This is a genomic window from Klebsiella sp. PCX (genome assembly GCF_021869705.1).
GTDB classification, from domain to species: Bacteria; Pseudomonadota; Gammaproteobacteria; order Enterobacterales; family Enterobacteriaceae; genus Klebsiella; species Klebsiella quasipneumoniae.
In genome coordinates, this window is the sequence record NZ_CP091527.1 from 1,407,861 (window position 1) to 1,432,342 (window position 24,482).

The following is a 24,482-nucleotide window of genomic DNA, read 5'->3' on the forward strand; positions in this document are numbered from 1 at the left end:
CCAGTTATCGAAAGTGGGTCATAATTAACACCGAATAAAGTATTAACATGGCGACTAACGTAATAACCACTATACGACGTTCAAGGGGCGTGGCCTTTTTCTTAGATTCATCATCTGGTTTTGTTAACATAATATTCTCTCTGTTAGCCCTGTCAGTGCTCCCGATTCCGACACCGGCAGAGGTGAGTTCTCGGCAATATTGTCGGGATGAACGACTTGCTAGTTGTTATTTAATACCCAGAGTTAAAGTAACGATTCCAGTGATAACCATTCAAAGACCCGTTCAGGCATTTTTGGCTAACACAACATTAAAAATCTCATTTTTATGGCTGAAGCTGGCTATGCCTGCCGCAGACTCTGTTGCGCAGGCAGCACGCTTATTATCTTTTCGCACGTAACGGATAAAAATAGCTGTTATTATCAATGCTCCGGGGCTGGAAACGGCAAACCCCGGATGACGTTATTAAATGATTCTCACCAAAATATTAAAGAGGCCTATTTAAGATGATGAGAATCACAATTCGCCATTAAGCTAATATAATTTTGCAAATAAACTATAGATTCGTCGGTTTACAAAATAAAGGTACCTTCAATAACCAGACAGGCTTCGCCTGAGAGTTCAACACGTCCGTTATCTTTGATGTGGCAGAAGAGTTCTCCCTTACGGTTACCACCTTGCTGGGCATGAAGCGTTTTTTTCGCCAGTTTCTCACTCCACAGCGGCGCCAGAAAAGTATGTGCCGAACCGGTGACCGGATCTTCGTTGACTCCCACCTGCGGACCGAACCAGCGAGAACGAAAATCGAAGGTCCGTGATGCGGCGGTGACCACCACGCCACGGGTGTTGAAGGCATTCAAGGCGTTAAAGTCGGGTTTAAGCGCGTCCAACAGCGCTTCGTCATCAATGACGACAATAATATCGGAGGCTTGCCAGGTTTCACCTGCGTCTTCAGCCAGTCCCAGCGCCTTGAACAATCCTTGCGGCGCGGCGATGGGTGACGGAACAACCAGCGGAAAATCCAGGGTATATTTTCCGTCATGCAACGTGACGTCCAGCGCGCCGCTGCGGGTGAAAAAACGCACCCGATCGCGCGCTTGTTGATTGAGCAGCACGCTGGCCGCAGCCAGCGTGGCATGACCGCAGAGATCGACCTCGACGGCTGGGGTAAACCATCGCAATCCGAAACCGTCAGGCTGCCTGACAACAAAAGCCGTTTCCGACAGGTTGTTTTCCGTCGCAATGCGCTGCAGCACGCTATCTTCAGGCCACGCCTCCAGCAAACAAACCGCGGCGGGATTGCCGGTAAAGGGGCCTTTTGAGAAAGCATCGACCTGATAAAAGCGAATGCGCTGCTGTGAATTATTTTTCATTCATCACCTCAAGGTCATTATAAACCGTATATCGTGTTACCCCCAGGGCCTGAGCCGCCTGCTGCACGCCCCCGCGCATTTTAAAAATACCTTTCGTATGCATTTCAGCGACAATTTTCAAACGCTGCGCTTTTTGTATTTTTTTACCCGGCACTGAATATTTATCAATGATTTCCTGGATTGACTGATCGATCAATCCGCCTAAATTAAGATCGACCGCCTCTGCGGCCTCCGCCGGCGATGGCAGCAGCGCGTCAAGGCTCTTGCGTATTTGCTCAAAAGGCGAGGGGTCGACATTAATACAGAAGGCGATAAGCGGATATCCCTCTTCGCTGTAATAAATTGTCGATGCGCTATTGAGCGTTTTTCCTGAAGCGGTGACGGTTTTATAGTCGCTTATGGTTCTCGGCTTGTTGTTATTCGTCTTCTGCAGAAGCAGCGCAAAACCGGTATCTTTTTCCGGGCCGGCTAATAAATGATCGCCATTACCCCTGCCGCTAACATGACCGTTAATAATTTTGATAATGGAATGTTCTGGGGTAGTGAGATTATGCAACACCACCTCCTGATTCGCTGATAACGTTCCCGCCATGGCGTCCATGGCTGCTTCAAGCGGCCCGGCGATCTGTGCAACCTGCTGTGTGTACTCTGATGTCATGGATGATCCTCTGCTGGAATCGTGGTCAGGAAGCGACCCCGGAACGCTATTTTACCATGGGAGATACGCTGACAGGATTAAGTTATACGCACAATGTTTAATTATCAACAAAAAGTTGAATTTTTAGTGCTGGCAGCGTAAATTCCGCTGCGCAAAGCGTCAGCGCTCATGCCGGGTGCGTCTTTATGTTATGGAAATATAATGAGAATTTTTGGCTTGATAGTCATTGCCGTTCTGCTGGTGGCCTGCGGAGTCATTCACCCCTTCGGCGACAAAACCATCTATCAGACTTATTCGGTACCCGATCGGCTGGGGCTGCACTGGCGCTATGACTGCATACGCAGCGCCCTGAAGCCGCAAGGCTATGAGGTTGAGCGCATCATCCCCGAGCAGAATGCGCCAAACTTCTTTGATATTTCGCAGCACGGCACACGAGTCGCCCAGATCGATATGTATCAGGTGGCTGGGGCGAGGGCGATAAGTATCACCCTGATATCCGGTGCAAAACAGGTGAATGCTGCTATCGATAGCATTATTCAGCCGTGCCTTGATCGCTAAGGGATGCTGGAAAGGTGAGGAGTGTCCTTTCCGCACGGGAAAGGACAAGCGTGGCCTAAACGGTTAGCGGCGAACCGGCGCGTCGCCAGCGACATAATACGCCGCGGTGCTGCGCGGCAGCGGCTGGCGGCCGCGAATGGCGTCAGCCATCTTCTCGCCGATCATAATGGTGGTGGCGTTCAGGTTGCCGGTGATGATCTGCGGCATAATCGACGCATCGATCACCCGCACGCCTTCCAGACCGTGGACCCGGCCTTCGCCGTCGACCACCGCCATCTCGTCGTAACCCATCTTACAGGTCCCGCATGGGTGGAATGCGGTCTCGGCGTGGTTGCGCACAAACTCATCCAGCTCGGCATCGCTCTGGCAGTCAATACCCGGGCTGATTTCGCGGCCGCGATACTTATCCAGCGCCGGCTGGTTCATGATCTCCCGGGTGATGCGAATGGCGTCGCGGAACTCCTGCCAGTCCTGCTCATGGGACATATAGTTAAACAGGATCGCCGGGTGGGCGTGCGGGTCGCGCGACTTCAGGCGCACGTGGCCGCGGCTCGGAGAACGCATCGAACCGACGTGGCACTGGAAGCCATGCTCTTTTACCGCGTTGGAGCCATTGTAGTTAATCGCTACCGGCAGGAAGTGGTACTGAATGTTCGGCCAGGCGAACTCGGCGCGGCTGCGGATAAAACCGCCCGCTTCGAACTGGTTGCTGGCGCCGATCCCGGTGCCGCCGAACAGCCACTCGGCGCCGATCTTCGGCTGGTTCCACCACTGCAGCGCCGGGTAGAGCGACACCGGCTCTTTGCATTCATATTGCAGATACATCTCCAGATGGTCCTGCAGGTTTTCCCCCACGCCGGGCAGATCGTGCACCACCGGGATATCGAACTGCCTGAGCAGCTCGGGGTTGCCGACGCCGGAGCGCTGCAGGATCTGCGGCGAGGCAATCGCCCCGGCGCACAGCAGTACCTCTTTGTTGGCCGTCGCTTTTGACGGGATAGTGCTTTCCCCCTCCAGCCACTCGACGCCCACCGCGCGCTTGCCGGCAAAAATAATGTGATCGGTCAGCGCATGGGTGCGGATGGTCAGGTTGGGGCGACCGCGCGCCTGGTCGAGATAGCCGCGGGCGGTGCTGGCGCGACGGCCCTGCGGCGTCACGGTGCGGTCCATCGGACCAAAGCCTTCCTGTTGGTAACCGTTAAGATCGTCGGTGCGCGGATAACCCGCCTGCACCCCGGCTTCAACCATCGCCTCGAAGAGCGGATTATTGCCCGGCTTCGGCGTGGTGACGCTCACCGGGCCATCGCCACCGTGGTAGTCGTTGGGCCCGATATCACGGGTTTCCGCTTTCCGGTAGTAGGGCAGGCAGTCGAGATAGCTCCAGTGTTCCAGCCCTGGCGCGGCGGCCCAGTTATCGAGGTCCAGGGCGTTGCCGCGTATGTAGCACATGCCGTTGATCAGCGACGAGCCGCCGAGCCCTTTGCCGCGTCCGCACTCCATGCGGCGATTGTTCATGTACGGCTCAGGTTCGGTCTCGTAGGCCCAGTTGTAGCGCTTGCCCTGCAGCGGATAAGCCAGCGCGGCGGGCATCTGGGTGCGGAAATCGAACCGGTAGTCCGGGCCGCCGGCTTCCAGCAGCAGGACGGTGGTGTTTGGATCTTCAGTCAGTCGTGTCGCCAGAACGTTGCCGGCGGAGCCGGCGCCAATAATGATGTAGTCAAATTGCAAAAAAACCTCCCGGTTAAAATATGGACTGGAATTTACCCATCTCAACCTGGATGGACTTCACCTGGGTGTAACTCTGCAGGGTCATCACGCCGTTCTCGCGGCCAATGCCGGAGTGCTTATAGCCGCCGACCGGCATCTCCGCCGGGGATTCCCCCCAGGTGTTGATCCAGCAGATACCCGCTTCGAGCTGATGAATGGCGCTGTGGGCGCGGTTCAGGTCGGCCGTGACGATACCCGCCGCCAGACCGTAGTCGGTATCGTTGGCGCGGCGGATCGCTTCTTCATCGGTGTCATAGGTGAGGATGGACATCACCGGGCCGAAGATCTCCTCGCGCACGATGGTCATCTCATCGCTGCAGTCGGTAAACACGGTCGGGGCCACCCACGCGCCGTTGTCAAAGCCTTCGCCCTTCAGCACGTCGCCGCCGCACAGCAGGTTCGCGCCTTCTGCTTTGCCTTTGGCGATGTAGCGCAGCACATTGTCACGGTGCGGGAAGCTGACCAGCGGGCCAAAGTTGGTGCGTTCATCGAACAGATCGCCCGCACGGATGCGGCCCACGCGCTCAACGATTTTCTGCTCAAACGCCGCCTTAACCTTCGCGGGGACGAACACCCGGGTGCCGTTGGTGCACACCTGGCCGGAGCTGAAGAAGTTGGCCATCATGGCGATGTCGGCGGCGAGATCGAGATCCGCATCGTCGAAAATAATCAGCGGCGATTTGCCGCCCAGCTCCATCGTCACCTCTTTCAGGGACGAGCCCGCCGCGTTGGCCATCACCTTTTTGCCGCTGGCGACACCGCCGGTAAAGGAGACTTTAGCGATACCCGGATGCTCGGTCAGGTACTGGCCGGTCTCCGCGCCTACACCCGGCAGGACGTTAAACACGCCGTCCGGCAGACCCGCTTCGGTATAGATTTCCGCAAGTTTCAGGGCGGTGAGCGGGGTCACTTCGCTCGGCTTGAAAATCATCGCATTGCCGGCGGCCAGCGCCGGGGCGGATTTCCACAGAGCGATCTGGATCGGGTAGTTCCATGCGCCAATCCCGGCCACCACACCCAGCGGTTCGCGGCGGGTGTAGACGAACGACGTCTCGCGCAGGGGGATCTGACTGCCTTCCAGCGCCGGGATCAGCCCCGCGTAATACTCCAGCACGTCCGCGCCGGTGACGATATCCACGGTTGAGGTTTCGGAATACGCTTTACCGGTGTCGAGGGTTTCCAGCTTTGCCAGCTCGTCGTTCCGTTCGCGCAGGATATCGACGGCGCGACGCAGAATGCGCGAGCGTTCCATGGCGGTCATCGCCGCCCAGTTTTTTTGCCCACGCCGCGCGCTCTCGACGGCGCGGTCGACATCCTCGCGTCCGGCAGCCTGTACGCTTGCCAGGACTTCACCGTTGGCCGGGTTAATGGTCTCGAAGGTGCGACCGCTGGTGGCGGATGTATAACCACCATGGATATAAAGCTGCTGTTCTGCCATTCGGGACATAAATTCTCCTCGGTTATTCGGTCGGTAAATGCTGGCTGATGAAGTGGCTGGTCAGCGACTGCGCCAGCGTCTTATCCAGCGGTTTGCCGCTCAGGGCGGCGCGCAGCCATAGGCCGTCTATCAGCGCCGCCAGCCCGTAGCCGGCCTCCTGGGCCTGCTGGCGCGGCAGCTCGCGGCGGAACTCGTACACCAGGTTCGACAGCAGGCGGCGGCTGCTCACCTGCTGCAGGCGGTAGAGCATCGGCTGGTGCATGCTGCTGGCCCAGAAGGCCAGCCAGGCCTTCATCGCCGCGCTGCTGATCTGCGTCTCATCAAAGTTGCCGCCGACTATCGCCTGCAGGCGCTCTCCGGCGCTGCCGTCCGGCAGAGCGTGCAGACGGTTGAGCACCGCGTCGCGTAGCTGGCTGGTGATGTCGCGCATGGTCGCCTCCAGCAGACCATTTTTGTCTTTGAAATAGTGACTGATGATCCCCGTCGACACGCCCGCCCGCCGGGCGATCTGCGCGATGGTCGCGTCGTGCATTCCGACTTCATTTATTGCGTCCAGCGTGGCGTCGATCAGTTGCCTGCGCCGGATTGGCTGCATCCCCAGTTTGGGCATTTTTGCCACTCCATTCATCAGCGTTGGTTAACTATTAAAGCGGTTTTTGATTGGACGTTCAATATAAAATGTGTCTTAATTGTTACGTGATTGAATTTTAATAGTTACAAAAACAGTGGGGATACTGGATGACAGATCTTTCGCAAAACAGAGAAAAGGACAAAATCAATCCGGTGGTTTTTTACACCTCTGCCGGACTGATTTTGTTGTTTTCCCTGATGACGATCTTTTTTCGCGATTTTTCTGCCGAGTGGATTGGGCGCACCCTGGGCTGGGTGTCGAAAACCTTCGGCTGGTACTATCTGCTGGCGGCGACGCTGTATATCGTCTTCGTCGTCTGCATTGCCTGCTCGCGCTTCGGATCGGTGAAGCTCGGGCCGGAGCAGTCCAAGCCCGAGTTCAGCTTGCTGAGCTGGGCGGCGATGCTGTTCGCCGCCGGGATCGGCATCGACCTGATGTTCTTCTCCGTGGCCGAGCCGGTGACGCAATATATGCAGCCGCCGGAAGGGGCGGGGCAGACCATCGAGGCGGCGCGCCAGGCGATGGTGTGGACCCTGTTTCACTATGGCTTAACCGGCTGGTCGATGTATGCCCTGATGGGCATGGCGCTGGGATACTTTAGCTATCGTTATAATTTGCCGCTGACCATCCGCTCGGCGCTGTACCCGATTTTCGGCAAACGGATCAATGGGCCCATCGGTCACAGCGTCGATATCGCGGCGGTGATCGGCACCATCTTCGGCATCGCCACCACCCTCGGCATCGGCGTGGTGCAGCTCAACTACGGTCTGAGCGTGCTGTTCGATATTCCGGACTCGCTGGCGGCGAAAGCGGCCCTGATTGCGCTGTCGGTGATCATCGCCACCATCTCGGTCACCTCCGGGGTGGACAAGGGCATCCGCGTGCTCTCTGAACTGAACGTCGCCCTCGCGCTGGGGCTGATCCTGTTCGTGCTGTTCATGGGCGATACCTCCTTCCTGCTCAATGCGTTAGTGCTCAACGTCGGCGACTACGTCAACCGCTTTATGGGCATGACGTTGAACAGCTTCGCCTTCGACCGCCCGGTAGAGTGGATGAACAACTGGACGCTCTTTTTCTGGGCGTGGTGGGTGGCCTGGTCGCCGTTCGTTGGCCTGTTCCTGGCGCGCATTTCGCGCGGGCGCACCATCCGCCAGTTTGTGATGGGCACCCTGATCATTCCGTTCACCTTTACCCTGCTGTGGCTGTCGGTGTTCGGCAACAGCGCGCTGTATGAGATCATCCACGGCGACGCGGCCTTTGCCGAGGAGGCGATGCTCCACCCGGAGCGCGGCTTCTACAGCCTGCTGGCGCAGTATCCGGCGTTTACCTTTAGCGCCTCGGTGGCGACCATTACCGGTCTGCTGTTCTACGTCACCTCCGCCGACTCCGGCGCGCTGGTGCTGGGGAATTTCACCTCGAAGCTGAAGGACATTAACAGCGACGCCCCGAACTGGCTGCGCATCTTCTGGTCGGTAGCTATCGGCCTGCTAACCCTCGGGATGCTGATGACCAACGGCATCTCGGCGCTGCAGAACACCACGGTGATCATGGGGCTGCCGTTCAGCTTTGTGATTTTCTTCGTGATGGCCGGACTGTATAAATCCCTGAAAGTGGAAGATTACCGCCGGGTCAGCGCCAGCCGCGACACCGCCCCGCGCCCGATGGGCTTGCAGGACCGGCTGAGCTGGAAGAAGCGCCTGTCGCGGCTGATGAATTACCCGGGCACACGCTATACCAAACAGATGATGGAGACGGTGTGCTACCCGGCGATGGAGGAAGTGGCCCAGGAGCTGCGGCTGCGCGGCGCCGCGGTGGAACTGAAGAGCCTGCCGCCGGAAGAGGGCGAGAACCTTGGCCACCTCGACCTGCTGGTGCACATGGGCGACGAGCAGAACTTTATCTACAAGATCTGGCCGCAGCAGTACTCGGTGCCGGGCTTTACCTATCGGGCGCGCAGCGGGAAATCCACCTATTACCGGCTGGAGACCTTCCTGCTGGAGGGCAGCCAGGGTAACGACCTGATGGACTACAGCAAAGAGCAGGTGATCACCGATATTCTCGACCAGTACGAGCGGCACCTGAACTTTATCCATTTGCACAGGGAAGCGCCGGGGAACAGCGTGATGTTCCCGGATGGCTAGCCAGGGAGCCCCCGTCGGCGAAAGACTGACGGGGGCGACGGGCGGTTACTGGTAGTTAAAGGCGTCCGGATGGTTGTCGAGGCTACCGCTGAGGGCGGCAAACAGCACGGTTTTGCCATCGATGGACAGGGCGTCGCTGACGTTAAGCCAGGTCAGCTTCTCCTGGTCGGTTTTTTCATCGACCACCGAGTAAACGCCTGACATCTGTTTGCTTTTCTCCGACCAGATCACCGCGATACGCTCGTGGCCGCAGTCGTGGGGTTTGCAGGCGCTTAACACCTGCCAGGATTCGCTGCCCAGCTTCACCGTCTGCGCCGGCGAACCGGTGCCGCCGGTGGTCACCCAGGCGGGCAGCTGATGGCCTTTGACCATCTGGTTAAACGACGCCCGGGTGGCGCTATCGTGGGCCAGACTGTTCAGCGTGACGTCGCCTTGCGCCATAACGCTGGCGGAGGCGGCTAAGGCGATAATAGCGGTAAGCGTTTTAAACATGTTTCCTCCTGGACTTATTCCGTCCTGATAACAAGCCTCTTTATAGTGAGCGTAGATAATGATTAATGCAAACTTTGACATATATCCCGTGAATGATTAGCGGCGGTGCGCGCATGGACGTTACGCTAAGCGATATGCCATGATGCGGATTGATTAACTTTTTCCAATATATGCCCTTGTGATAAAGCAGTTAGCGAAATGGCATAGTTATTCAGGCGATAAAGCATGGCGTATGTGAATCATCTACTGACGTTTATTGAGAGTAATCCGGCGCTGGCGGTGGGATTTAACCTTATTCTGCTGCTGTTCTCCGGCATATTTGCCCACCTTTTATGCAAGTTCTTGCTGATTAAAGTGGTGCGTAAGGTCTTCTTTGGTAGCCATAAACAGGACGTGCCGCTGGAGAAGGATCGACGCATCGCCGAAAAGCTGTCCAATTTCATTCCGGTTATTATCGTCTATTACGTTCTGCAGTTTATGCCGGCGATGCCGGCATCGCTGGTGACGGCGATTAATACCGTCTGCGGGATCTTGTTTTTTATTTTTATGTCGGTGTTTTTCAACGAGATGCTGGATATTGTTAACAGCTCTTATCTGCGAAAAACCAAACGTAAAAATCATTCCATTAAGGGCTATATCCAGATAGGCAAAATCTTAGTTCACATCCTGGCGGCGATTATGATCCTCGCCGTGATGTCGAATAAATCGCCGATCATTATTATCTCCAGCCTGGGGGCCGTGGCGGCGGTGCTGATGATCGTGTTCCAGCATACCCTGCTGTCGCTGGTGGCGAACGTTCAGCTGTCGTCCAACGACGTGCTCCAGCTGGGGGACTGGATTGAAATGCCTGACAAGAACCTCAGCGGCGAGGTGACGGATATCGCGCTGCACACCATTACCATCCGCAACTGGGACAATACCATCTCCCGTATTCCCACCAAGAATTTCCTCACCGAGACCTATACCAACTGGCAGGCGATGTTCTCCTCCGGGGCGCGGCGGATCATGCGCAGTATCGCCATCGATCAGCACTCGGTGCGTTTTCTCGACCAGGAGATGCTCTCCTCGATGCTGGCCATCCGCGGGGTGAATGAGCCTTTGACCACGTTGCTTGACGGCCGGGATCCCGGCGGCGTGGCGGACCGCTGGTTTGTCGATAACGGCCTGACCAACCTGACTCTGTTTCGCCACTACCTGATGCACTATCTTGCCGAGCGGCCGGATATTATTAAGGAGATGTACATTGTGGCGAGAACGCTGAAACCGTCGCCGTCGGGTATCCCACTGGAGATTTACTGCTTCACCTCCTCGACGCTGTGGAAAGACTACGAAAACACCCAGTCGGCGATATTTGAGTACATTACCGCGGTGGCCGGGCAGTTCTCCCTGCGCCTCTATCAGTATCCCGCCGGGCACGATTTCTGGCGTCTCTCCCAGGAGCACGCCGCCCGGGCTGGCCTGCCGCCGTCGGCCGAAGGCTAAGCGCTGATCTGCTGGCGCCAGAGGGCGATCTCCTCTTCCAGCCAGGCGATGAACCGGGCGATTTCCGGCCGGTTCTCCGCCTGCGGGGAGACGGTCAGCCAGTAGTGCCAGGGGTAGGGGACGGTGACGGCGGTGAGCTGCACCAGCTCGCCGCGGGCTATGGCTCCCGCCACCAGCGAGCGCCGCTCCAGCGCCACGCCGGCCCCCAGGCGAACCGCCTCCAGCACCAGGTTGGAGTCGTTCAGGCGCAGGCCCGCGGGGACGATGGTCTTTTCCAGCCCCGCCTGGCTGCACCAGGCGTGCCACGACTCCATGGAAAAAACGATATCGCTGGCGGCGATCGCCTGCGGGGTGGTCGGCAGGTCGCCGCCGCGATAGTGCGGCGCGGCCACCACCAGCTGTTCATCGGCAAACAGATGCCGGCTTTCCATCCCCTCCCAGTCGCCTTGCCCCATGCGAATGGCCAGATCGATACCCTCCTGCTGCAGGTTGACTACCGCCAGGCTGGTCAGCAGGCGCACCGCGATCTGCGGATGTCGCGCCTGAAAGCGCTCCAGCCGCGGCAGCAGCCAGTGGCAGCCAAAGGAGGGGAGGGTCGCCAGGGTCAGTTCCATGGTGCGGGGTTTGATCTGCACCATCCGCGTGGCGTCGGCGATGTGCTGTAACGCCTCGCGGATTTGCAGGGCATAGAGCCGCCCCTCTTCCGTGATGCGCACCCCGCGCCCGTGGCGGACAAACAGTGAGACGCCGACCAGGGCTTCCAGCTGTTTGATGTGCTGGCTGACCGCCGAATGGGTCACGCTCATTTCGTGGGCGGCCTGCGTCACGCTGCCGAGGCGCGCCACCGCCTCAAAGCTGCGCAGGCTGGCGACGGGGGGAAAATCTGCCATGGTGATCTCTCAGTCAGTGAGTCGATACGTTAACGTTACTACCGGGTTAGCGGGTTTTATAGCCGCCGTGAACAGGCTGTCGAGGGGATGCAGGCTGTCTCAGTCGGTATAGCACAGGGGAGACCGGCGGACTACCCCGTGGCGCCAGTTTGTTAGTTTTCCTAACCATTGCGGTAAGCATCCCCTGATATTCGCGGGGCGGGTTTTCCAGTAAGGTAAGCCAGCAACCCCTTTATCGCAGGCAGGAGTGACGATGAAACTCATTGGTATGATGGATTCACCTTATGTAAGACGCGTGGCGGTTTCTCTGGCGCTCTATGGCGTGGAATTCGAGAGCCTGCCGCTATCGGTCTTTAGCGGCTTTGACGAATTTTCCCGTATTAATCCGGTGGTCAAGGCGCCGACGGTGATTCTTGATAACGGGACGCAGCTGATGGACTCCACGCTGATCCTCCATTATTTCGAAACGGCCAACCCCGCCGGGCGTCGGCTGCTTCCCGCTCATCCCGAGGCGCTGGCCCACGACCTGCACCTGCTGGGGGTGATCCTCGCCGCCAGTGAAAAAGCGGTCCAGCATGTTTATGAGCACCGTCTGCGGCCGGAAGAGAAGCAGCATCAGCCGTGGATAGCCCGGGTGACCGGCCAGCTGCTCGCCGCCTGTCGGGAATGGGACGCCCGGCTGGCAGACCGCGCTGTCGCCGCGCATCCGGACCAGGTGATGGTCACCAGCACGGTGGTCTGGTCCTTTATCCAGTTGATGATCCCGGCGGTGGTGCCGGCAGCGGAGTTTGCGCATATTCGCGCGCTGGCGCAGAAGGGGGAGGCGCTGCCGGCGTTTCAACAGTATCCGCTGAGTTAACGGCGGGGATGGCGCGTTGGATTGCAGCCGGACGAAGACGTTATCGCCCGGCTGGGTTGCGCTCAGCGTCTTGCCAGCGTCACCGCGTGTTGCCAGGACTGCCATCGCTGCACAAGCCGATGATGCCGGAGCGGGTCTGGCGCATAAGTGATGTGTTCTGGCAAAAAGGGCTGAAGCTCTGCCACCGTCAGCTTGTGCAACGCTTTACGCGCCAGCAGTGCCGCACCGGTCGCTGACAGCTCGGCCACATCGCTGCGCATCACCGGACAACCCAGCAGGTCGGCCTGGTACTGCATTAACCAGTCGTTTTTGGTGGGGCCCCCATCCACCAGCAGCGTGTTGAGCGTAAAGCCATGATGGGCACGCATCGCAGTGATTACATCGGCAATCTGGTAGGTAATAGACTCGAGCGCGGCACGAATGAGATGGGCACGCTTCACCCCCCGGCTTAACCCATGGATCAGTCCGCGGGCATTCTCGTCCCACCAGGGCGCCCCCATGCCGGTGAGGGCAGGTACAAAAAAGACGCCTAAGGTGGAGTCTACCGAGCGAGGCAGAGCATTCAGCGCCTGGGCCAGCTCAACGGGAGAGAGTTCGCTCAAGCCCGTACTGTCGGCCATCCACGCCACCGCATCGCCAGTATGGGGAATATTCCCCTCCAGTGCATAGACCAGCTTTTCTCCGTCGTGCCAGGCCACCGTGGTGGCGAGATTGCTGACGTGACACGCCACCGAATCGACGGGCGCCATCACCGAGGTTCCTGTACCGTAAGTAGCTTTAACGCAACCGGCGGCGCCCAGACCGTGGGCGAAAAGGGCGGCATGTGAATCGCCAATCATCGCCATTACCGGGATCCCATCAGGGAGGGTGGCTAAACCAGCGGTGTAACCAAAAAGGCCGCTCGATGGTTTTATCACCGGGAGTGCTGCACGCGGAATGCCAAACAGGGCGAGCATATCGGTATCCCAGTCCGCTGTTTGCAGATTCATGAGCTGCGTACGAGACGCGTTCGCGTAATCACAACAAAATTGCTGGCTTTGCGTCAGGTGCCAGAGTAGCCAGCTATCCACCGTACCGAGGCAAATCTCGCCATCTTTCGCCCGGTTGAGGCCATCCGGCGTGTGGTCCAACAGCCAGCGCATTTTCGAGGCGGAAAAGAGCGGGGCGATTGGCAGACCGGTTACCGCCTTGATCTGCGGCTCATGGCCTTGTTCACGCAGCGAGCGGCAAAATGTGGCGCTACGTGAACATTGCCAGCTCAGGGCGGGCGCTATGGCCTCGCCCGTTTCCCGATACCAGCCCACGACGGTTTCGCGCTGGTTGCTGATCGCCAGGGCCGCCACACGCTCCGCGCCAACAGCGGCCACTGTGCGAGAAATCACCTCCAGCGACGCGGCAAGCAGAAGCTCCGCTGACTGTTCTACCCATCCTTCCTGAGGCGTAGCGATCTCAAGCGCGCGGGAAAATTGCGCGATTACCCGCCCGTGGCTATCGAAGGCAACGGCTTTGGCATTGGTCGTGCCCTCATCGAGGGCAATAATAATATCCTTGTTTACCGACATAGCGGCCTCCGGCCTTACTGGTGGAGATAGGTCGACACGCCCAGGTATCGCGTAAACGCCTCGTGCAGAATTGAAGCACTGGCAGAATGGTTCATCGCGACATGGTGCTCAAAGCCGTTACGGCAGATCCACGACAGCAGATTTTCCAGGTGGGGAACCTGAATGACCGCCCGACAGCCTACCGTATCCAGGGGATCGTCAACCGATTGGCCTTCGCCGACGTAGGCCTTGATTTCGCCAGTCAGGTCGTCAGTGCTGAGGCGAAAATAGGTCAGCGCGCCGCTTTTCATGCGACCATGCACGGCACCGCAGGTGTTTTCTTTGCCGACGGTGGTGCCGATAATATCGGCCGTTCCCATGTGCGGCGACTCGAGACTGGCCGAGGCAAAGTTCCCGCAATGGAACAGCACACATTTATCGCGATCGTCGCCGAAGTTATTATTCCAGTCCGCGATCGAGGCGGGGCTCAGGTTGCTGCTGGCGAGTGCATACATGGAGAGCGCGCCCATGACATCGACTTCACAGGCGCTTGGCATCAGTTGTCCGGACATCACGCTCATGATGGAGCAGACGTTAATCCCCAGATTTTCCTGTAGCGAGGTCCAGCACTGAATCGCGGTGGTGTCGATATCGTTGGCAACAATCCACTCGCTCAGGACCACAAACAGTTTTGCCATAGTGATCAGTTTATCTGCCGGAATACCGCTGGCGTCGGCATTATCGATCAGCAGGCGGCGCTTCTCATCCACACGAATATCGTCATCACGCAGGCACTTAATCCGGGTAAATACCTCGGATAGATCTAACGTTTCCACTGCGATGCCCAAACGTTCGAGCAGTTTTTCGCTGTAGCGCACGGTGTTAAAGCCCGCAGGACGGGCGCCAATCGCGCCAACGCGTACACCGCGCATACTGTTTACCACGCGACATATCTGCGTGAAGCGCCGGAGATCCTGCTCAAACACCTCGCCGCTAAGTGCGCAAACGTGCTGGGTGGTCAGCGTAAACGGGATACCGTACTGGCGCAGGTTGTTGCAAAGGGAAATTTTGCCGCAGAAGCTATCGCGGCGCGTCGACAACCCCATTTTATCCAGATTATCCTCTTCGGCCTGAATAAGCACCGGGACGTTGAGACCGGAGAGGCGCAGCGTCTCGGCGATGGCTTTTTCATCACCAAAGTTGGGTAACAGCACCACGACACCGTGAATGTTGTCGCGGTGGGTGCGGAACAGCTCGGCGCAAATTTTGGCATCCTGCCGGGTTTCCACGCCACCCAGTTCCGTCTGGGATGGATCAAGCATAATGGTGTTAATCCCAAGGCGGCTAAACAGGGCTACCGCCTGTTCGCGCGCTTCGGCGACCAGATAGCTGGGGAAAAATCCCCGATTGCCAATAATGACGCCCATGGTGAGTTGTTGAGGAATACGGGACATTGCGTTCTCTCCAGTAAGATGTTCTTGTTATTTTTCAGGATGCTTTTTTTGTGTGCAGCTTGCGGGCGTGCTTCGCCACCCCGGCGGCATCGATTTCATGGCGCGCGCGCGTGGCGGCGCGATCGGCGGCAATGGCGTATTGCCCGTCAGGGATACCTAAGCGTTTCAAAGGGATAGCGCACCCGGCCTCGGCCAGCACTTCCGCCACTAGACTCCCGACGCCGCCGTTGACGTTGTGTTCTTCCACCGTGATCGCGACCGGACAGGACTGTATTGCCTTTAGTAGCGCCTGGGTATCACAAGGACGAATAGATGGGACACTGATAACGGTGGCGTCAATACCTTCTGCAGCGAGTTGTGCGGCGGCTTCCACTATTTCATGTACCGTTGAGCCCATAGCAACCAACGCAACATCGCGCCCCGAACGCAGCACATCAATGTTGCCCGGAATAAACCGGTAATGTTCGTCATGCAGTTCCGGTAGCGCTTTACCATCGAGGCGGATATACACTGGCCCGATGTGGGCAAGGGCATAATCGATAATCTGTCGGCACTCGCCGGGACTGGACGGCGCGTAAATTTCAATATTGCCAAAACCGCGCAGAACGGCGATATCGTCAATGCTATGGTGAGTGCTGGCCAGCGGACCGTAGCTGGCGCCCGCGTTCAGCCCGAACAGTTTGACGTTGGTGTTGTTGTAGCAAACGTCGACCTTAATCTGCTCATTGGCACGTGAGATAAGGAATGGCGCCGCGTTGCAGGTCACGGCCACTTTACCCCCCAGCGCCAGGCCGGCGGCAGCGCCAACCAGCGTCTGCTCGGCGATGCCGACGTTGACCAGCCGGCCAGGGAATCTTTTGATAAATGGGGCAATTTTCGCCGTTGAGGTGGAGTCAGCCACTACTGGCACCAGATCCACGCCGCGGTCTACGGCATCAATAAAGGCATTCACCATCACCGTGGCGAGATGTTCGCTATTACTCATCTTTCAGTTCCTCCAGCGCCAGTTCAATTTCTTCTCCTTTCGGTACCCGGTGATGCCACTCGGGTCTTCCCTGAATAAATGAAATACCTGCGCCTTTGGTGGTATTGGCAATCACGACGTGTGGTTTCCCGTTCGGCTGCAAGCGCTCAAGGGTGGCGACCACCTCCGCCATATCGTTGCCGTTACACTGTGTGACCTCCATGCCGAAAGCGCGCCATTTTTCATCCAGCGGGTCGGTATTCATGATCTCTTTGGTCGCACCGGCCAGCTGCAGATTATTTTTGTCGTTGATAATAATAAGGTTATCCAGCTGGTAGTGGGCGGCGACCAGCGCGGCCTCCCAGTTGCTGCCCTCCGCCAGTTCGCCATCGCCGGTGACGACAAATACGCGACGGGGGTTGTTATCGCGTTTCGCTGCCAGCGCAATGCCTACCGCCACGGGCAGACCATGGCCCAATGCGCCGGTATTGAGCTCAATACCCGGCGTCTTGTGCTTCACCGGATGTCCAGGCAGATGCGAGTCGGCGTGTTGATAGGTTGCCAGCCAGTCAAGGGGGATAAAGCCTGCCTCGGCCAACACGCAGTAGTAACCGCCGACAGCGTGCCCCTTCGATTGAATATAAATATCGCGCTCGTCGCTCTTTTCTAGCGCAGGAGAGCAGTTAAGGATGCGAAAGTAGAGGGCGGTCAGAAGTTCGACTTGTGACAAATCTGCACCGGTGTGGCCGCCTGCCGGGCTTTCCGCATTTAAGACGATGATGCGGCGGCGGATGGCGCGTGCTTTTTGTTCTAACTCCTTAACGGAGAGTGAAAACGGATTCATAAAACACCTCTTGAAAGTAAATTCTTATATGAATAAATATTCCAGCAGGGTAAAAAAACACTTTCCATCCTGACTACCTTTTATCGTCGACAAAACAAGGTATTAATAAGTGATTGAATATATATTCACTACTGATTTATTATTCACATAGGTAAGATATGCCCTGCGACGGGGTTTGTCCACGATTTGTACGGCCTATTTTCTAAAAAAGGAGAAAACGATCACATTTGGATCGTCGGGAAAAGGGCGCTGCGCTTGTTATCTATTCAATGATGCATAAAAATAACGAGCAGAAAACAGAGGGGAATGCCATGTCGAAGCAGGATGAACAGCGGTTGCTGGTGAAGATCGCCACGCTTTACTACAGCGAGAATAAAAAGCAGTCCGAGATCGCCTCGCTGCTGCATCTGTCCCAGTCTTTTGTTTCACGGGCGCTTACCCGCTGCCAGAAAGAGGGGCTGGTGAAAATTACCGTAGTCCAGCCGACAAACATTTTTGTCGATCTGGAAAAGGCGATTGAGGAGCGTTTTGGCATTCGACAAGCGATAGTCGTGGATGTGGGCGAGAATGCCAGTTACAGCCAGGTAAAGCATGCCATCGGCAGCGCGGCGGCGCACTATGTCGAAACGCGGCTGCGGCCGGAAGACCTCGTGGGGATCTCGTCCTGGAGCAGTACGATCCGCTGCATGGTGGATGAGATGCATCCGCAGAATATTCGCGCCGCCGGGGTGATTCAGCTGTTGGGCGGTGTCGGTCCCAACGGCAACGTGCAGGCTACCATTTTAACCCAGCAGCTGGCGGCGCATTTAGGCTGCCCGGCGTGGCTGTTGCCGTCGCAGAGTATTGAGCATTCCGTGGAGGAGCGCAGCCGTCTGGTAAACAGCCCGGACGTCGCGGCGGTGGTGGCGAAATTTGCCGAAGTGGATGTGGCCATCGTCGGTATTGGTGAACTGGAGCCTTCTCAGCTGCTGAAAAACTCCGGTAACTATTATAATGAAAGCATGCTCCAGCTGCTGGCGGAGCGCGGCGCGGTGGGGGATATCTGCCTGCATTACTATGATGCGGCGGGCAAACCGGTACTGAGCCAGGATGAGGATCCGGTGATCGGGATGGAGCTTGAGCAAATTCGTCGCTGTCCGCAGGTGATTGCGCTGGCCGGCGGCGTGGACAAAGAGAACGCCATCCGCGGCGCGTTGCAGGGCGACTATATTGATGTCCTGATCACCGACTTCCCGACCGCGCGCGCGTTAATTAAGGGCTAAGCGGGGGTGGAGACTGGCGTGCTTGGCGTGCCAGCGTCGCCAGTTCGTCCGCGCTGAGGCGAGTCATCCGCAACACGGTTTCAGTGTCCATACCGTTCTCTAACATCATCAGCGCGATGCGGCAGGCTTCGCGATGCTCACCCGCCTGTAAACCTTCCTGAAGCCCCTCTTGCTGGCCTTGCTGTAACCAGCGTTGTTTTCCCTCTTCGCGACCTTTCTGCTTCAGGTACTCGGCAATCGTCATCAGGGTATCCTCATATTGCGGCAGACGTTCGACCAACTGGTCGATAAAGTTATCCGGGTCGGCGCTATTACCATGCAGCGACATATAGGTAAATAACGTTTTGAACTGCTGGTGGTCAGTGTATCCCATCAGCACCACCTCCACCAACTGCTGGAGGATATGGCTAAGATCGCGTTGACGGATGTGTTTCTGGACCAGTTCCAGAAGCGCGATCCGCCGATGCTGTAATATGGCGTCGTCGGGAATATCGGTCACATCGACGAGCGGAAAGGCCCCGAGATAAAGCTGTTTTGCCGGTGAGTCAGGTGGAAACTCATCCAGCCAGCACAGTGAAAAGGGATAGGGAGAAATGCTGCCATGATAAAACAGCATGGGAATTACCAGCGGCAGCGCTTTATGGCCGCGATCAAGATGCTGTTGCATGGCCGCGAGGGCATAGCGCAGGAGTCTGAATGCCATATGGCTGTCCGGGGTGCTCTGATGCTCAATGACCACATAGATATAGCCCTCTCCCTTGCTGGTCTGCAGAGAGTAGAGAATATCGGAATAGCTGGCGCGCAGGTTGTCCTCAACAAAGCTCCCGGATTCCAGGTGCAGAGTGCTTAAGTCGCACAGTTGCCGCAGCGCGGGCGGCAGATGAATATCCAGAAAATCGCGTGCGGTTTCGCTGTCGCGCAGAAAGCGCTTAAACAGACTGTCGTGCGGGGTCGAGTGAGGACGTTTTTTCATGGCTTCCTTGCCTGGCAGAGCAGAGTGGCGGGATGCTACCACCGCTTGCTGTCGGGCAGGATTTTTCGATGAGGTTTTGCGAAGCGCCTCGGAGAAAGGCGCATCGTGAGTCAGTCTCGCCTCCTGTGGTCTGAGCCACAGGAGGTCTTGCGGTTACTTATTCGCCATGACCGCTTTCTGGGCGACCACCGCCGCCTTCTGCTGCATCCGGTTTTGCATCTGATCGATAATGACCGCCACAATAATCACGATCCCTTTGATGACCATCTGCCAGAACTCGCTCACCCCCATCATCACCAGCCCGTCGGCGAGAAAACCGATGACAAACGCACCAATCAGCGTACCCAGGATGGTTCCCCGGCCGCCGGCCAGTGATGTTCCGCCCAGTACGACGGCGGCGATAGCATTCATCTCAAAAGCGGTACCGTTAGCCGGATGGCTGGCCAGCAGCTGCGCGGAGACCACTATCCCGGCAATGGCGGCGCAAAAACCGGACAGCGTGTAGACCAGCACTTTAATTTGCTTCACTTTCACGCCGGAGAGCTCGGCGGCGCGCTCGTTGTCACCGATCGCGTAAACATGGCGGCCAAAGGGCAAACGCCGCGCGATATAGGCGATGATCAGCGCCAGCAGGATCATCAGCCAGATGGCCCACGGGATGCCAAAGAGCGCACCTGCGCCAATTTCATCGAAACCCGTGTTGCCCAGCTGCGGATTGCCCGCGAGCCCGGGGAAGGTTTGGCCATCAGAGGTCAGCATCGCGGCTCCGCGGAGCACATACATGGTACCGAGGGTGCAGATAAACGGCGCCACATTGTAGCGGGTAATGATCCAGCCATTAACGGCGCCAATCAGCGCGCCTATCAGCAGCACCAGGGGCACAATGACCCACACGCTTGGAAAAATGGCGATGCCGAACATCGGCAAGACGATCCCTTTGGTGATAAGCCAGCCGGCTATCATTCCGCAGAGACCGAGCGTAGCGCCAATCGAAAGGTCGATACCGGCAGTGATAATGACAAAGGTGATCCCCAACGCCAGAAAGGCGTTAATCGCAATGTGTTTAATCATAATCACCATGCTGCCAGCGGATAAAAAACCGGGCACGGTCATCGTGAAGAAGCCGACAATCAGGAACAGCGCGATAAAGGTGCGCAGTTTTAATAACAACAGCAGGATATTTTCACGGGAGAGAGAGGCTCCGCCGCGCGGCGCCAGTGCGACCGATTGTGTCATTTTCATCTTAGAACCCCTGAGCGCTTGCTGAAACCAGCGCCGACTCTTCGGCCTGGTCACGAACGATATCGGCGGTCAGTTTGCCGCCTGACATCACCAGGATACGGTCAGAGACCGCCATGATTTCTTTTAAATCGGAGGTGGAGAACACCACTGCCATTCCCTGCTGCGACAATTGCACCATCATGCGAAACACATCCCCCTTGGCGCCGATGTCGATTCCGCGCGTAGGCTCGTCAAGAAACAGCACCTTCGGATTGGTTAACAGCGAACGGCCAATAACCACCTTTTGCTGATTGCCGCCGCTGAGCGCCTGGATCTCGACCTCTGGTGATGAGACCTTAATGGAGAGATTGCCAATCGTGCTGGCGACGACGGCCTCTTCCTTTTTAGTGGCAATGGTTAACCCGCGCTGAAGACGACGCCACAGGCTGGCAATGGTCAGATTGCTGGCGACTGACGAGATGGGAAAAATCCCGGTCCGCTTACGATCTTCCGGCACCAGACTCATGCCCATGCGGATACGTTCGGCCGTGGTTAACCGCTGGGGAACCGGTTTGCTGTCCAGCCAGATCTTGCCAAAGTAGTGGCGCGCTGTCCCCAGCAGACATTCAAACAGCTCGGTTCGCCCGGCGCCCATCAGACCGTAGATCCCAATAATTTCACCGGCATGTGCTTTAAAACTGACGTTATCCACCACCGTATTGCCCGCGGCATTCACGCAGGTCAGGTTCTCCACTTCCAGCAGTGGGGCGCCGAAGCGGCGATCCGGGGGAAGAAAATGGCTTACCGGATCGCTGCCCAGCATTTCACGGACGATCCATGGCACATCAATTTCACTCACCCTAGCCTCCGCCTGGAATTTGCCGTCACGCAGTATGGTAATGACGTCGCCGATGGCCATCAGCTCCTCCAGACGGTGTGAGATGTAGATAATGGACACCCCCTGACGCGTCAGTTCGCGGATGACCCGAAACAGGATATCCACCTCGGTTTTGCTTAAGGCTGAAGTGGGCTCATCAAGGATCAGAATGTCCGCATTTTCCGCCAGCGCTTTGGCTATTTCGACCAACTGCTGCTGACCGACCTTCAGGTTACCCACCAGCTCCCGCGGCGAGATCGGCTGATCGAGTCGCTGCAACAGCTCCGCGGCTTGTCGTTCCTGCTCTGCTTCGTTAATTGGCGTCAGCCCGCGCTGTAGCTCGCGACCAAGAAAGATATTTTCCGCGACGCTAAGATTTTCAAACAGGTTCAGCTCCTGGTGGACCATACCAATGCCGTGGGCGGCGGCCTCGCGGGTGCTGGAGAAATGGACTATGTTGCCGTTGAGCTCCATTTCACCCAGGCTCGGCTGTTGCACACCGGCGAGAATTTTCATGAGCGTTGATTTACCGGCGCCATTTTCGCCGATGATCACGTTAACTTTGCCGCGCCAGACGTTGTAGTCGACGTTATCCAACGCCACCGTGCCGGGGAACAACATCGAAATACCACGGGTGCGTAAAATGATATCCTCTGCGGGTGAACTGGCCATCAGCGCACCTCCTGTTTTAGCTGAAGAGCGGCCGCATCCTGCAGACTGCCGTTAATAACCGTGACCGCAAAGAGAATATCGACAGGCTTGCCTGTCCAGCTCGCGTCCACTTTCGGCAACTGTTTAATAGCCTCTCGATTGTAGGCGCGTGAAAGCTGCGCAAACTGCACCTGGTTGGTAAAGTCTTCAAATTTGAAACCGCTGGCATCGCGGATGGCATTGCCTCGCATGACAGGACCTAATTGCACGACCAACGGCTGGCCGTGTAGCGTAAGTTTGAGCTTTTGCTCGCGTGGGTTGCCGACGTCAATCCCGGTCACCTCGCTGTTCAGGTGGACAAAGACGCTCTGTGGCGTAGCGCCAGACGCCTGGCGCACTTTTTCCAGCGCAGTCGCGTCCAGCGCATGTTGGTTCGCTGCGTCAATCACACGAGATTGCCAGGTTTGTTGCGCGATCTGCTGCGGGGTGAGATGGTCGAAGCTGGGTTTCGCGTTCGGGTCGGCAGGCAGCACTGGCTTGCCATTCTCATCTAAGTCCACCACCGTGCAGGCCGTCAGCAACAGGGCGGCGCAGCCCATCAGCACGGCGCCCCATTGTTTTAACCGCATCATTTCCGCCTTACTCGCTGAGGTTGAACATGTTGAGTTTTTTCGCATTGCCACTATCGATGAGGATGCAGTCCATCAACTGCTTCTCTTCTTTCTGGGCTTTCCCGTTCTTGAGGAAAAAGTCCGCCTGTTCCACGGCCATTTGCGCCTGCTTCCAGCCAGGCTGGAGAACCGTGGCTTTAATGTTGCCCTGCTTGAGTATCGAGTCGCGCGTGTAGTCGCTGCCGTCGAAGCCGACGACAATCACGTCGTTTTTACCTGCGGCTTTCAGCGCCGCTTCCGCCCCCAGCGCCATGGTATCGTTGCCGGAAATCACACCGACGATATCCGGATTCGTCTGCAGAATAGCTTCCATACGGGTAAAGGCTTCCGTCTGGCTCCAGTTCGCCGTCTGCTGGGCGACCATTTTCATTTCCGGATAGTCGTCCAGCACATCGTGATAACCCTGCGAGCGGACGCTGGCGTTGGTGTCGGACTGACGACCTAACAGTTCGACATACTTGCCTTTACCGTTGAGGAGGCTGGCGAATTTTTCTGCGCCAAGCTGGGCGCCCTGATAGTTGTTAGAGACGATCTGCGCCACGGCGACGCCGGTTTTATTGATCTCTCTGTCGATTAAAAATGCCGGCACACCTGCCGCTTTTGCTTTTTCCAGCGGGCCGACGGTGGCATCCGCGCCAGCGTTATCCAGGATGATGGCTTTGGCTTTCCGCGCAATAGCCGTTTCAATCAATTGGTTTTGTTTGTTGACGTCATCGTCGTGCGAGGCGACCAGGGTGCTGTAACCCAGCTCTTTCGCTTTCGCCGCTGCGCCGTCAGCCTCGGCTTTAAAGAACGGATTATCATGTGAAGGGGTAATGATTGCGATCAGGCCATTATCGGCGGCGAAAAGTGAGCCAGATGCGGCCATCATGGAGGCAAACAGAACAGACTTTATCAGGGTAGTTTTCATTATCATCTCCGCATTGAATATATATTCAACAATGATTTATTATTCAATGTAACCATAAAGCGGACAGCCAGAACTGTCTACGGTTTGCACAGGTAATTTCTTAAAAAGCGAAAAGGATCACGCTTCGCGAGGCGGGCAGGTACAGGTAATAACGAAATCGTCTTTTATCAGATGGTTGATTTGCAAGGTGAAATGAGCAAGCTGTACGGAGAAGCTGGCGGTAAAACGTAAATGGATCTGCTGCGCAGTGAGTGCCACAAGCCGGGCGCTGTGGAAGCCGGGCAGGGCTAAAGCGTGAGAGGACCAGGCCTTAAACCCACTCTCTTTCGCCGAAAAGGCCAGCGTCAGCGCCAGCGGGAAGGGCAGGCCGCTGTGTAACAGCACCTTTTTTTCCACCTCGTTGATAATGCTGCTCTCCAGCTCCGCCGCCAGCAGTGGCGTAAACCGGCGCTCGATGTCGACCCCCACCGGCCGGTCAGCGACCACCGCCAGCGCGCGCTGGCCGCAGTGGCTGATGCTGCCGAACCAGGGCGCGGGCCACAGCGGCTGGCGCCGATCGCCGATGGCGGGAGGCTGTTTTTCCCCGACCTCGCGCAGGGCGTACACCGCGGCGATGCGCCCGGCCAGGTGCTCCGCCTGCCGCTTGCGGCCCCAGCCGCTCAGGCTGGCGTGGTAGGGCAGCCACAACAGATCTTCAGGCTGGAAAGTCGCCGGGTCGAAATCGATCTGCTGCAGCGTATAGCCGGCCAGCGGCAGGGTGGCGTGATGGATGCGCATAGGGCAAGAATACCGTGGTTGTCCCCGCCCTTTATCCTGCAAGGGCGGGG

22 protein-coding genes and 1 pseudogene are annotated in these 24,482 nt (G+C 57.3%); 6 read left to right on the forward strand and 17 right to left on the reverse strand.

The genetic code is table 11. The annotated features are described in order from the left end of the window. Nucleotides 1-570 precede the first annotated feature (570 nt). On the reverse strand, nt 571-1,371 hold the full coding sequence (locus GQR96_RS06550; RefSeq protein WP_004885659.1) for a PhzF family phenazine biosynthesis protein: 801 nt from the start codon (nt 1,369-1,371) through the stop codon (nt 571-573). Then, on the reverse strand, nt 1,361-2,029 hold the full coding sequence (locus tag GQR96_RS06555) for a helix-turn-helix transcriptional regulator (RefSeq protein WP_004885662.1): 669 nt from the start codon (nt 2,027-2,029) through the stop codon (nt 1,361-1,363). Before GQR96_RS06555 ends, GQR96_RS06550 begins: the two co-directional genes overlap by 11 nt. Before the next feature lie 201 nt (nt 2,030-2,230). Between GQR96_RS06555 and GQR96_RS06560 the strand changes: the two genes are divergently transcribed. Beyond that, nucleotides 2,231-2,587 carry a hypothetical protein gene (locus tag GQR96_RS06560; protein ID WP_017899035.1) on the forward strand — a complete coding sequence of 119 codons (357 nt, stop codon included), beginning with the start codon at nt 2,231-2,233 and terminating at the stop codon, nt 2,585-2,587. A gap of 63 nt (nt 2,588-2,650) precedes the next feature. On the opposite strand, the gene betA is transcribed toward GQR96_RS06560, so the two are convergent. The 3 genes from betA to betI are packed head-to-tail and all read right to left on the reverse strand — an operon-like array spanning nt 2,651 to nt 6,402. Beyond that, nucleotides 2,651-4,315, reverse strand: coding sequence for a choline dehydrogenase (betA, locus tag GQR96_RS06565; protein ID WP_017899036.1), 1,665 nt, complete (start codon nt 4,313-4,315; stop codon nt 2,651-2,653). Between the two features lie 13 nt (nt 4,316-4,328). After that, nucleotides 4,329-5,801 (reverse strand): betaine-aldehyde dehydrogenase, encoded by a 1,473-nt coding sequence (gene betB, locus GQR96_RS06570; protein WP_065905018.1) that lies wholly within the window; start codon nt 5,799-5,801, stop codon nt 4,329-4,331. Between the two features lie 13 nt (nt 5,802-5,814). Beyond that, on the reverse strand, nt 5,815-6,402 hold the full coding sequence (gene betI / locus GQR96_RS06575; RefSeq protein WP_017899038.1) for a transcriptional regulator BetI: 588 nt from the start codon (nt 6,400-6,402) through the stop codon (nt 5,815-5,817). Nucleotides 6,403-6,530: 128 nt separating this feature from the next. Between betI and betT the strand changes: the two genes are divergently transcribed. Continuing rightward, nucleotides 6,531-8,564 (forward strand): choline BCCT transporter BetT, encoded by a 2,034-nt coding sequence (gene betT, locus GQR96_RS06580; protein ID WP_004885674.1) that lies wholly within the window; start codon nt 6,531-6,533, stop codon nt 8,562-8,564. 45 nt (nt 8,565-8,609) lie between these two features. Here betT and ivy read toward each other — a convergent pair whose 3' ends face one another. Further along, nucleotides 8,610-9,056: an Ivy family C-type lysozyme inhibitor gene (gene ivy / locus GQR96_RS06585; protein WP_017899040.1), complete on the reverse strand. Its 447-nt coding sequence runs from the start codon at nt 9,054-9,056 to the stop codon at nt 8,610-8,612. Between the two features lie 225 nt (nt 9,057-9,281). On the opposite strand from ivy, the pseudogene GQR96_RS06590 reads away from it, so the two are divergent. Then, a pseudogene (locus GQR96_RS06590) lies at nt 9,282-9,702 on the forward strand (hypothetical protein). A gap of 107 nt (nt 9,703-9,809) precedes the next feature. Beyond that, entirely contained in the window at nt 9,810-10,538 is a 729-nt protein-coding gene (locus tag GQR96_RS06595) for a mechanosensitive ion channel family protein (protein ID WP_322942349.1), read from the forward strand. On the opposite strand, the gene GQR96_RS06600 is transcribed toward GQR96_RS06595, so the two are convergent. Then, nucleotides 10,535-11,428: a LysR substrate-binding domain-containing protein gene (locus GQR96_RS06600; RefSeq protein ID WP_053810665.1), complete on the reverse strand. Its 894-nt coding sequence runs from the start codon at nt 11,426-11,428 to the stop codon at nt 10,535-10,537. The genes GQR96_RS06595 and GQR96_RS06600 overlap by 4 nt on opposite strands. A 253-nt stretch (nt 11,429-11,681) precedes the next feature. On the opposite strand from GQR96_RS06600, the gene GQR96_RS06605 reads away from it, so the two are divergent. Further along, complete coding sequence (locus GQR96_RS06605; RefSeq protein ID WP_004885688.1) at nt 11,682-12,287, forward strand: glutathione S-transferase family protein; 606 nt, start codon at nt 11,682-11,684, stop codon at nt 12,285-12,287. A 62-nt stretch (nt 12,288-12,349) separates the two neighbouring features. On the opposite strand, the gene GQR96_RS06610 is transcribed toward GQR96_RS06605, so the two are convergent. The 4 genes from GQR96_RS06610 to GQR96_RS06625 are packed head-to-tail and all read right to left on the reverse strand — an operon-like array spanning nt 12,350 to nt 17,090. Continuing rightward, a complete protein-coding gene (locus GQR96_RS06610) occupies nt 12,350-13,849 on the reverse strand; it encodes an FGGY family carbohydrate kinase (RefSeq protein WP_062914500.1) in 1,500 nt (499 codons plus the stop codon). A 14-nt stretch (nt 13,850-13,863) separates the two neighbouring features. Continuing rightward, nucleotides 13,864-15,282 (reverse strand): L-fucose/L-arabinose isomerase family protein, encoded by a 1,419-nt coding sequence (locus tag GQR96_RS06615; RefSeq protein ID WP_004885694.1) that lies wholly within the window; start codon nt 15,280-15,282, stop codon nt 13,864-13,866. Between the two features lie 34 nt (nt 15,283-15,316). Further along, nucleotides 15,317-16,267, reverse strand: coding sequence for a transketolase family protein (locus tag GQR96_RS06620; RefSeq protein ID WP_044521532.1), 951 nt, complete (start codon nt 16,265-16,267; stop codon nt 15,317-15,319). Beyond that, nucleotides 16,260-17,090, reverse strand: coding sequence for a transketolase (locus tag GQR96_RS06625; protein ID WP_004885699.1), 831 nt, complete (start codon nt 17,088-17,090; stop codon nt 16,260-16,262). The genes GQR96_RS06620 and GQR96_RS06625 overlap by 8 nt, the downstream gene beginning before the upstream one ends. Before the next feature lie 311 nt (nt 17,091-17,401). On the opposite strand from GQR96_RS06625, the gene GQR96_RS06630 reads away from it, so the two are divergent. Beyond that, on the forward strand, nt 17,402-18,352 hold the full coding sequence (locus GQR96_RS06630; RefSeq protein ID WP_004885703.1) for a sugar-binding transcriptional regulator: 951 nt from the start codon (nt 17,402-17,404) through the stop codon (nt 18,350-18,352). Here the strand turns inward: GQR96_RS06630 and GQR96_RS06635 are convergent. The 6 genes from GQR96_RS06635 to entD all read right to left on the reverse strand — a co-directional run bounded on the left by GQR96_RS06635 (nt 18,342) and on the right by entD (nt 24,432). Then, nucleotides 18,342-19,325 carry an Rpn family recombination-promoting nuclease/putative transposase gene (locus GQR96_RS06635; protein WP_048296995.1) on the reverse strand — a complete coding sequence of 328 codons (984 nt, stop codon included), beginning with the start codon at nt 19,323-19,325 and terminating at the stop codon, nt 18,342-18,344. The genes GQR96_RS06630 and GQR96_RS06635 overlap by 11 nt on opposite strands. Nucleotides 19,326-19,478: 153 nt before the next feature. Continuing rightward, complete coding sequence (locus tag GQR96_RS06640) at nt 19,479-20,567, reverse strand: ABC transporter permease (RefSeq protein WP_065905014.1); 1,089 nt, start codon at nt 20,565-20,567, stop codon at nt 19,479-19,481. 1 nt (nt 20,568) lies between these two features. Next, entirely contained in the window at nt 20,569-22,095 is a 1,527-nt protein-coding gene (locus GQR96_RS06645) for a sugar ABC transporter ATP-binding protein (RefSeq protein ID WP_044521535.1), read from the reverse strand. Further along, nucleotides 22,095-22,703: a DUF2291 family protein gene (locus GQR96_RS06650; protein ID WP_004885712.1), complete on the reverse strand. Its 609-nt coding sequence runs from the start codon at nt 22,701-22,703 to the stop codon at nt 22,095-22,097. The genes GQR96_RS06645 and GQR96_RS06650 overlap by 1 nt, the downstream gene beginning before the upstream one ends. Nucleotides 22,704-22,713: 10 nt before the next feature. Next, entirely contained in the window at nt 22,714-23,655 is a 942-nt protein-coding gene (locus GQR96_RS06655) for a D-ribose ABC transporter substrate-binding protein (RefSeq protein WP_004178959.1), read from the reverse strand. A gap of 117 nt (nt 23,656-23,772) precedes the next feature. After that, entirely contained in the window at nt 23,773-24,432 is a 660-nt protein-coding gene (gene entD / locus GQR96_RS06660) for an enterobactin synthase subunit EntD (protein WP_065905012.1), read from the reverse strand. Between the last annotated feature and the right edge of the window lie 50 nt (nt 24,433-24,482).

Excerpts from the sequence above, each read along its gene's own strand:
- betT (WP_004885674.1), top strand. The coding sequence starts at position 6,531 with ATGACAGATCTTTCGCAAAACAGAGAAAAGGACAAAATCAATCCGGTG.
- GQR96_RS06650 (WP_004885712.1), bottom strand. The coding sequence starts at position 22,703 with ATGCGGTTAAAACAATGGGGCGCCGTGCTGATGGGCTGCGCCGCCCTG.
- GQR96_RS06615 (WP_004885694.1), bottom strand. The coding sequence starts at position 15,282 with ATGTCCCGTATTCCTCAACAACTCACCATGGGCGTCATTATTGGCAAT.
- GQR96_RS06640 (WP_065905014.1), bottom strand. The coding sequence starts at position 20,567 with ATGAAAATGACACAATCGGTCGCACTGGCGCCGCGCGGCGGAGCCTCT.
- GQR96_RS06630 (WP_004885703.1), top strand. The coding sequence starts at position 17,402 with ATGTCGAAGCAGGATGAACAGCGGTTGCTGGTGAAGATCGCCACGCTT.
- ivy (WP_017899040.1), bottom strand. The coding sequence starts at position 9,056 with ATGTTTAAAACGCTTACCGCTATTATCGCCTTAGCCGCCTCCGCCAGC.
- betI (WP_017899038.1), bottom strand. The coding sequence starts at position 6,402 with ATGCCCAAACTGGGGATGCAGCCAATCCGGCGCAGGCAACTGATCGAC.
- GQR96_RS06555 (WP_004885662.1), bottom strand. The coding sequence starts at position 2,029 with ATGACATCAGAGTACACACAGCAGGTTGCACAGATCGCCGGGCCGCTT.
- GQR96_RS06605 (WP_004885688.1), top strand. The coding sequence starts at position 11,682 with ATGAAACTCATTGGTATGATGGATTCACCTTATGTAAGACGCGTGGCG.
- GQR96_RS06550 (WP_004885659.1), bottom strand. The coding sequence starts at position 1,371 with ATGAAAAATAATTCACAGCAGCGCATTCGCTTTTATCAGGTCGATGCT.
- GQR96_RS06625 (WP_004885699.1), bottom strand. The coding sequence starts at position 17,090 with ATGAATCCGTTTTCACTCTCCGTTAAGGAGTTAGAACAAAAAGCACGC.
- GQR96_RS06610 (WP_062914500.1), bottom strand. The coding sequence starts at position 13,849 with ATGTCGGTAAACAAGGATATTATTATTGCCCTCGATGAGGGCACGACC.
- GQR96_RS06645 (WP_044521535.1), bottom strand. The coding sequence starts at position 22,095 with ATGGCCAGTTCACCCGCAGAGGATATCATTTTACGCACCCGTGGTATT.
- GQR96_RS06635 (WP_048296995.1), bottom strand. The coding sequence starts at position 19,325 with ATGAAAAAACGTCCTCACTCGACCCCGCACGACAGTCTGTTTAAGCGC.
- entD (WP_065905012.1), bottom strand. The coding sequence starts at position 24,432 with ATGCGCATCCATCACGCCACCCTGCCGCTGGCCGGCTATACGCTGCAG.
- betB (WP_065905018.1), bottom strand. The coding sequence starts at position 5,801 with ATGTCCCGAATGGCAGAACAGCAGCTTTATATCCATGGTGGTTATACA.
- GQR96_RS06655 (WP_004178959.1), bottom strand. The coding sequence starts at position 23,655 with ATGAAAACTACCCTGATAAAGTCTGTTCTGTTTGCCTCCATGATGGCC.
- GQR96_RS06620 (WP_044521532.1), bottom strand. The coding sequence starts at position 16,267 with ATGAGTAATAGCGAACATCTCGCCACGGTGATGGTGAATGCCTTTATT.
- GQR96_RS06560 (WP_017899035.1), top strand. The coding sequence starts at position 2,231 with ATGAGAATTTTTGGCTTGATAGTCATTGCCGTTCTGCTGGTGGCCTGC.
- GQR96_RS06595 (WP_322942349.1), top strand. The coding sequence starts at position 9,810 with ATGATCGTGTTCCAGCATACCCTGCTGTCGCTGGTGGCGAACGTTCAG.
- GQR96_RS06600 (WP_053810665.1), bottom strand. The coding sequence starts at position 11,428 with ATGGCAGATTTTCCCCCCGTCGCCAGCCTGCGCAGCTTTGAGGCGGTG.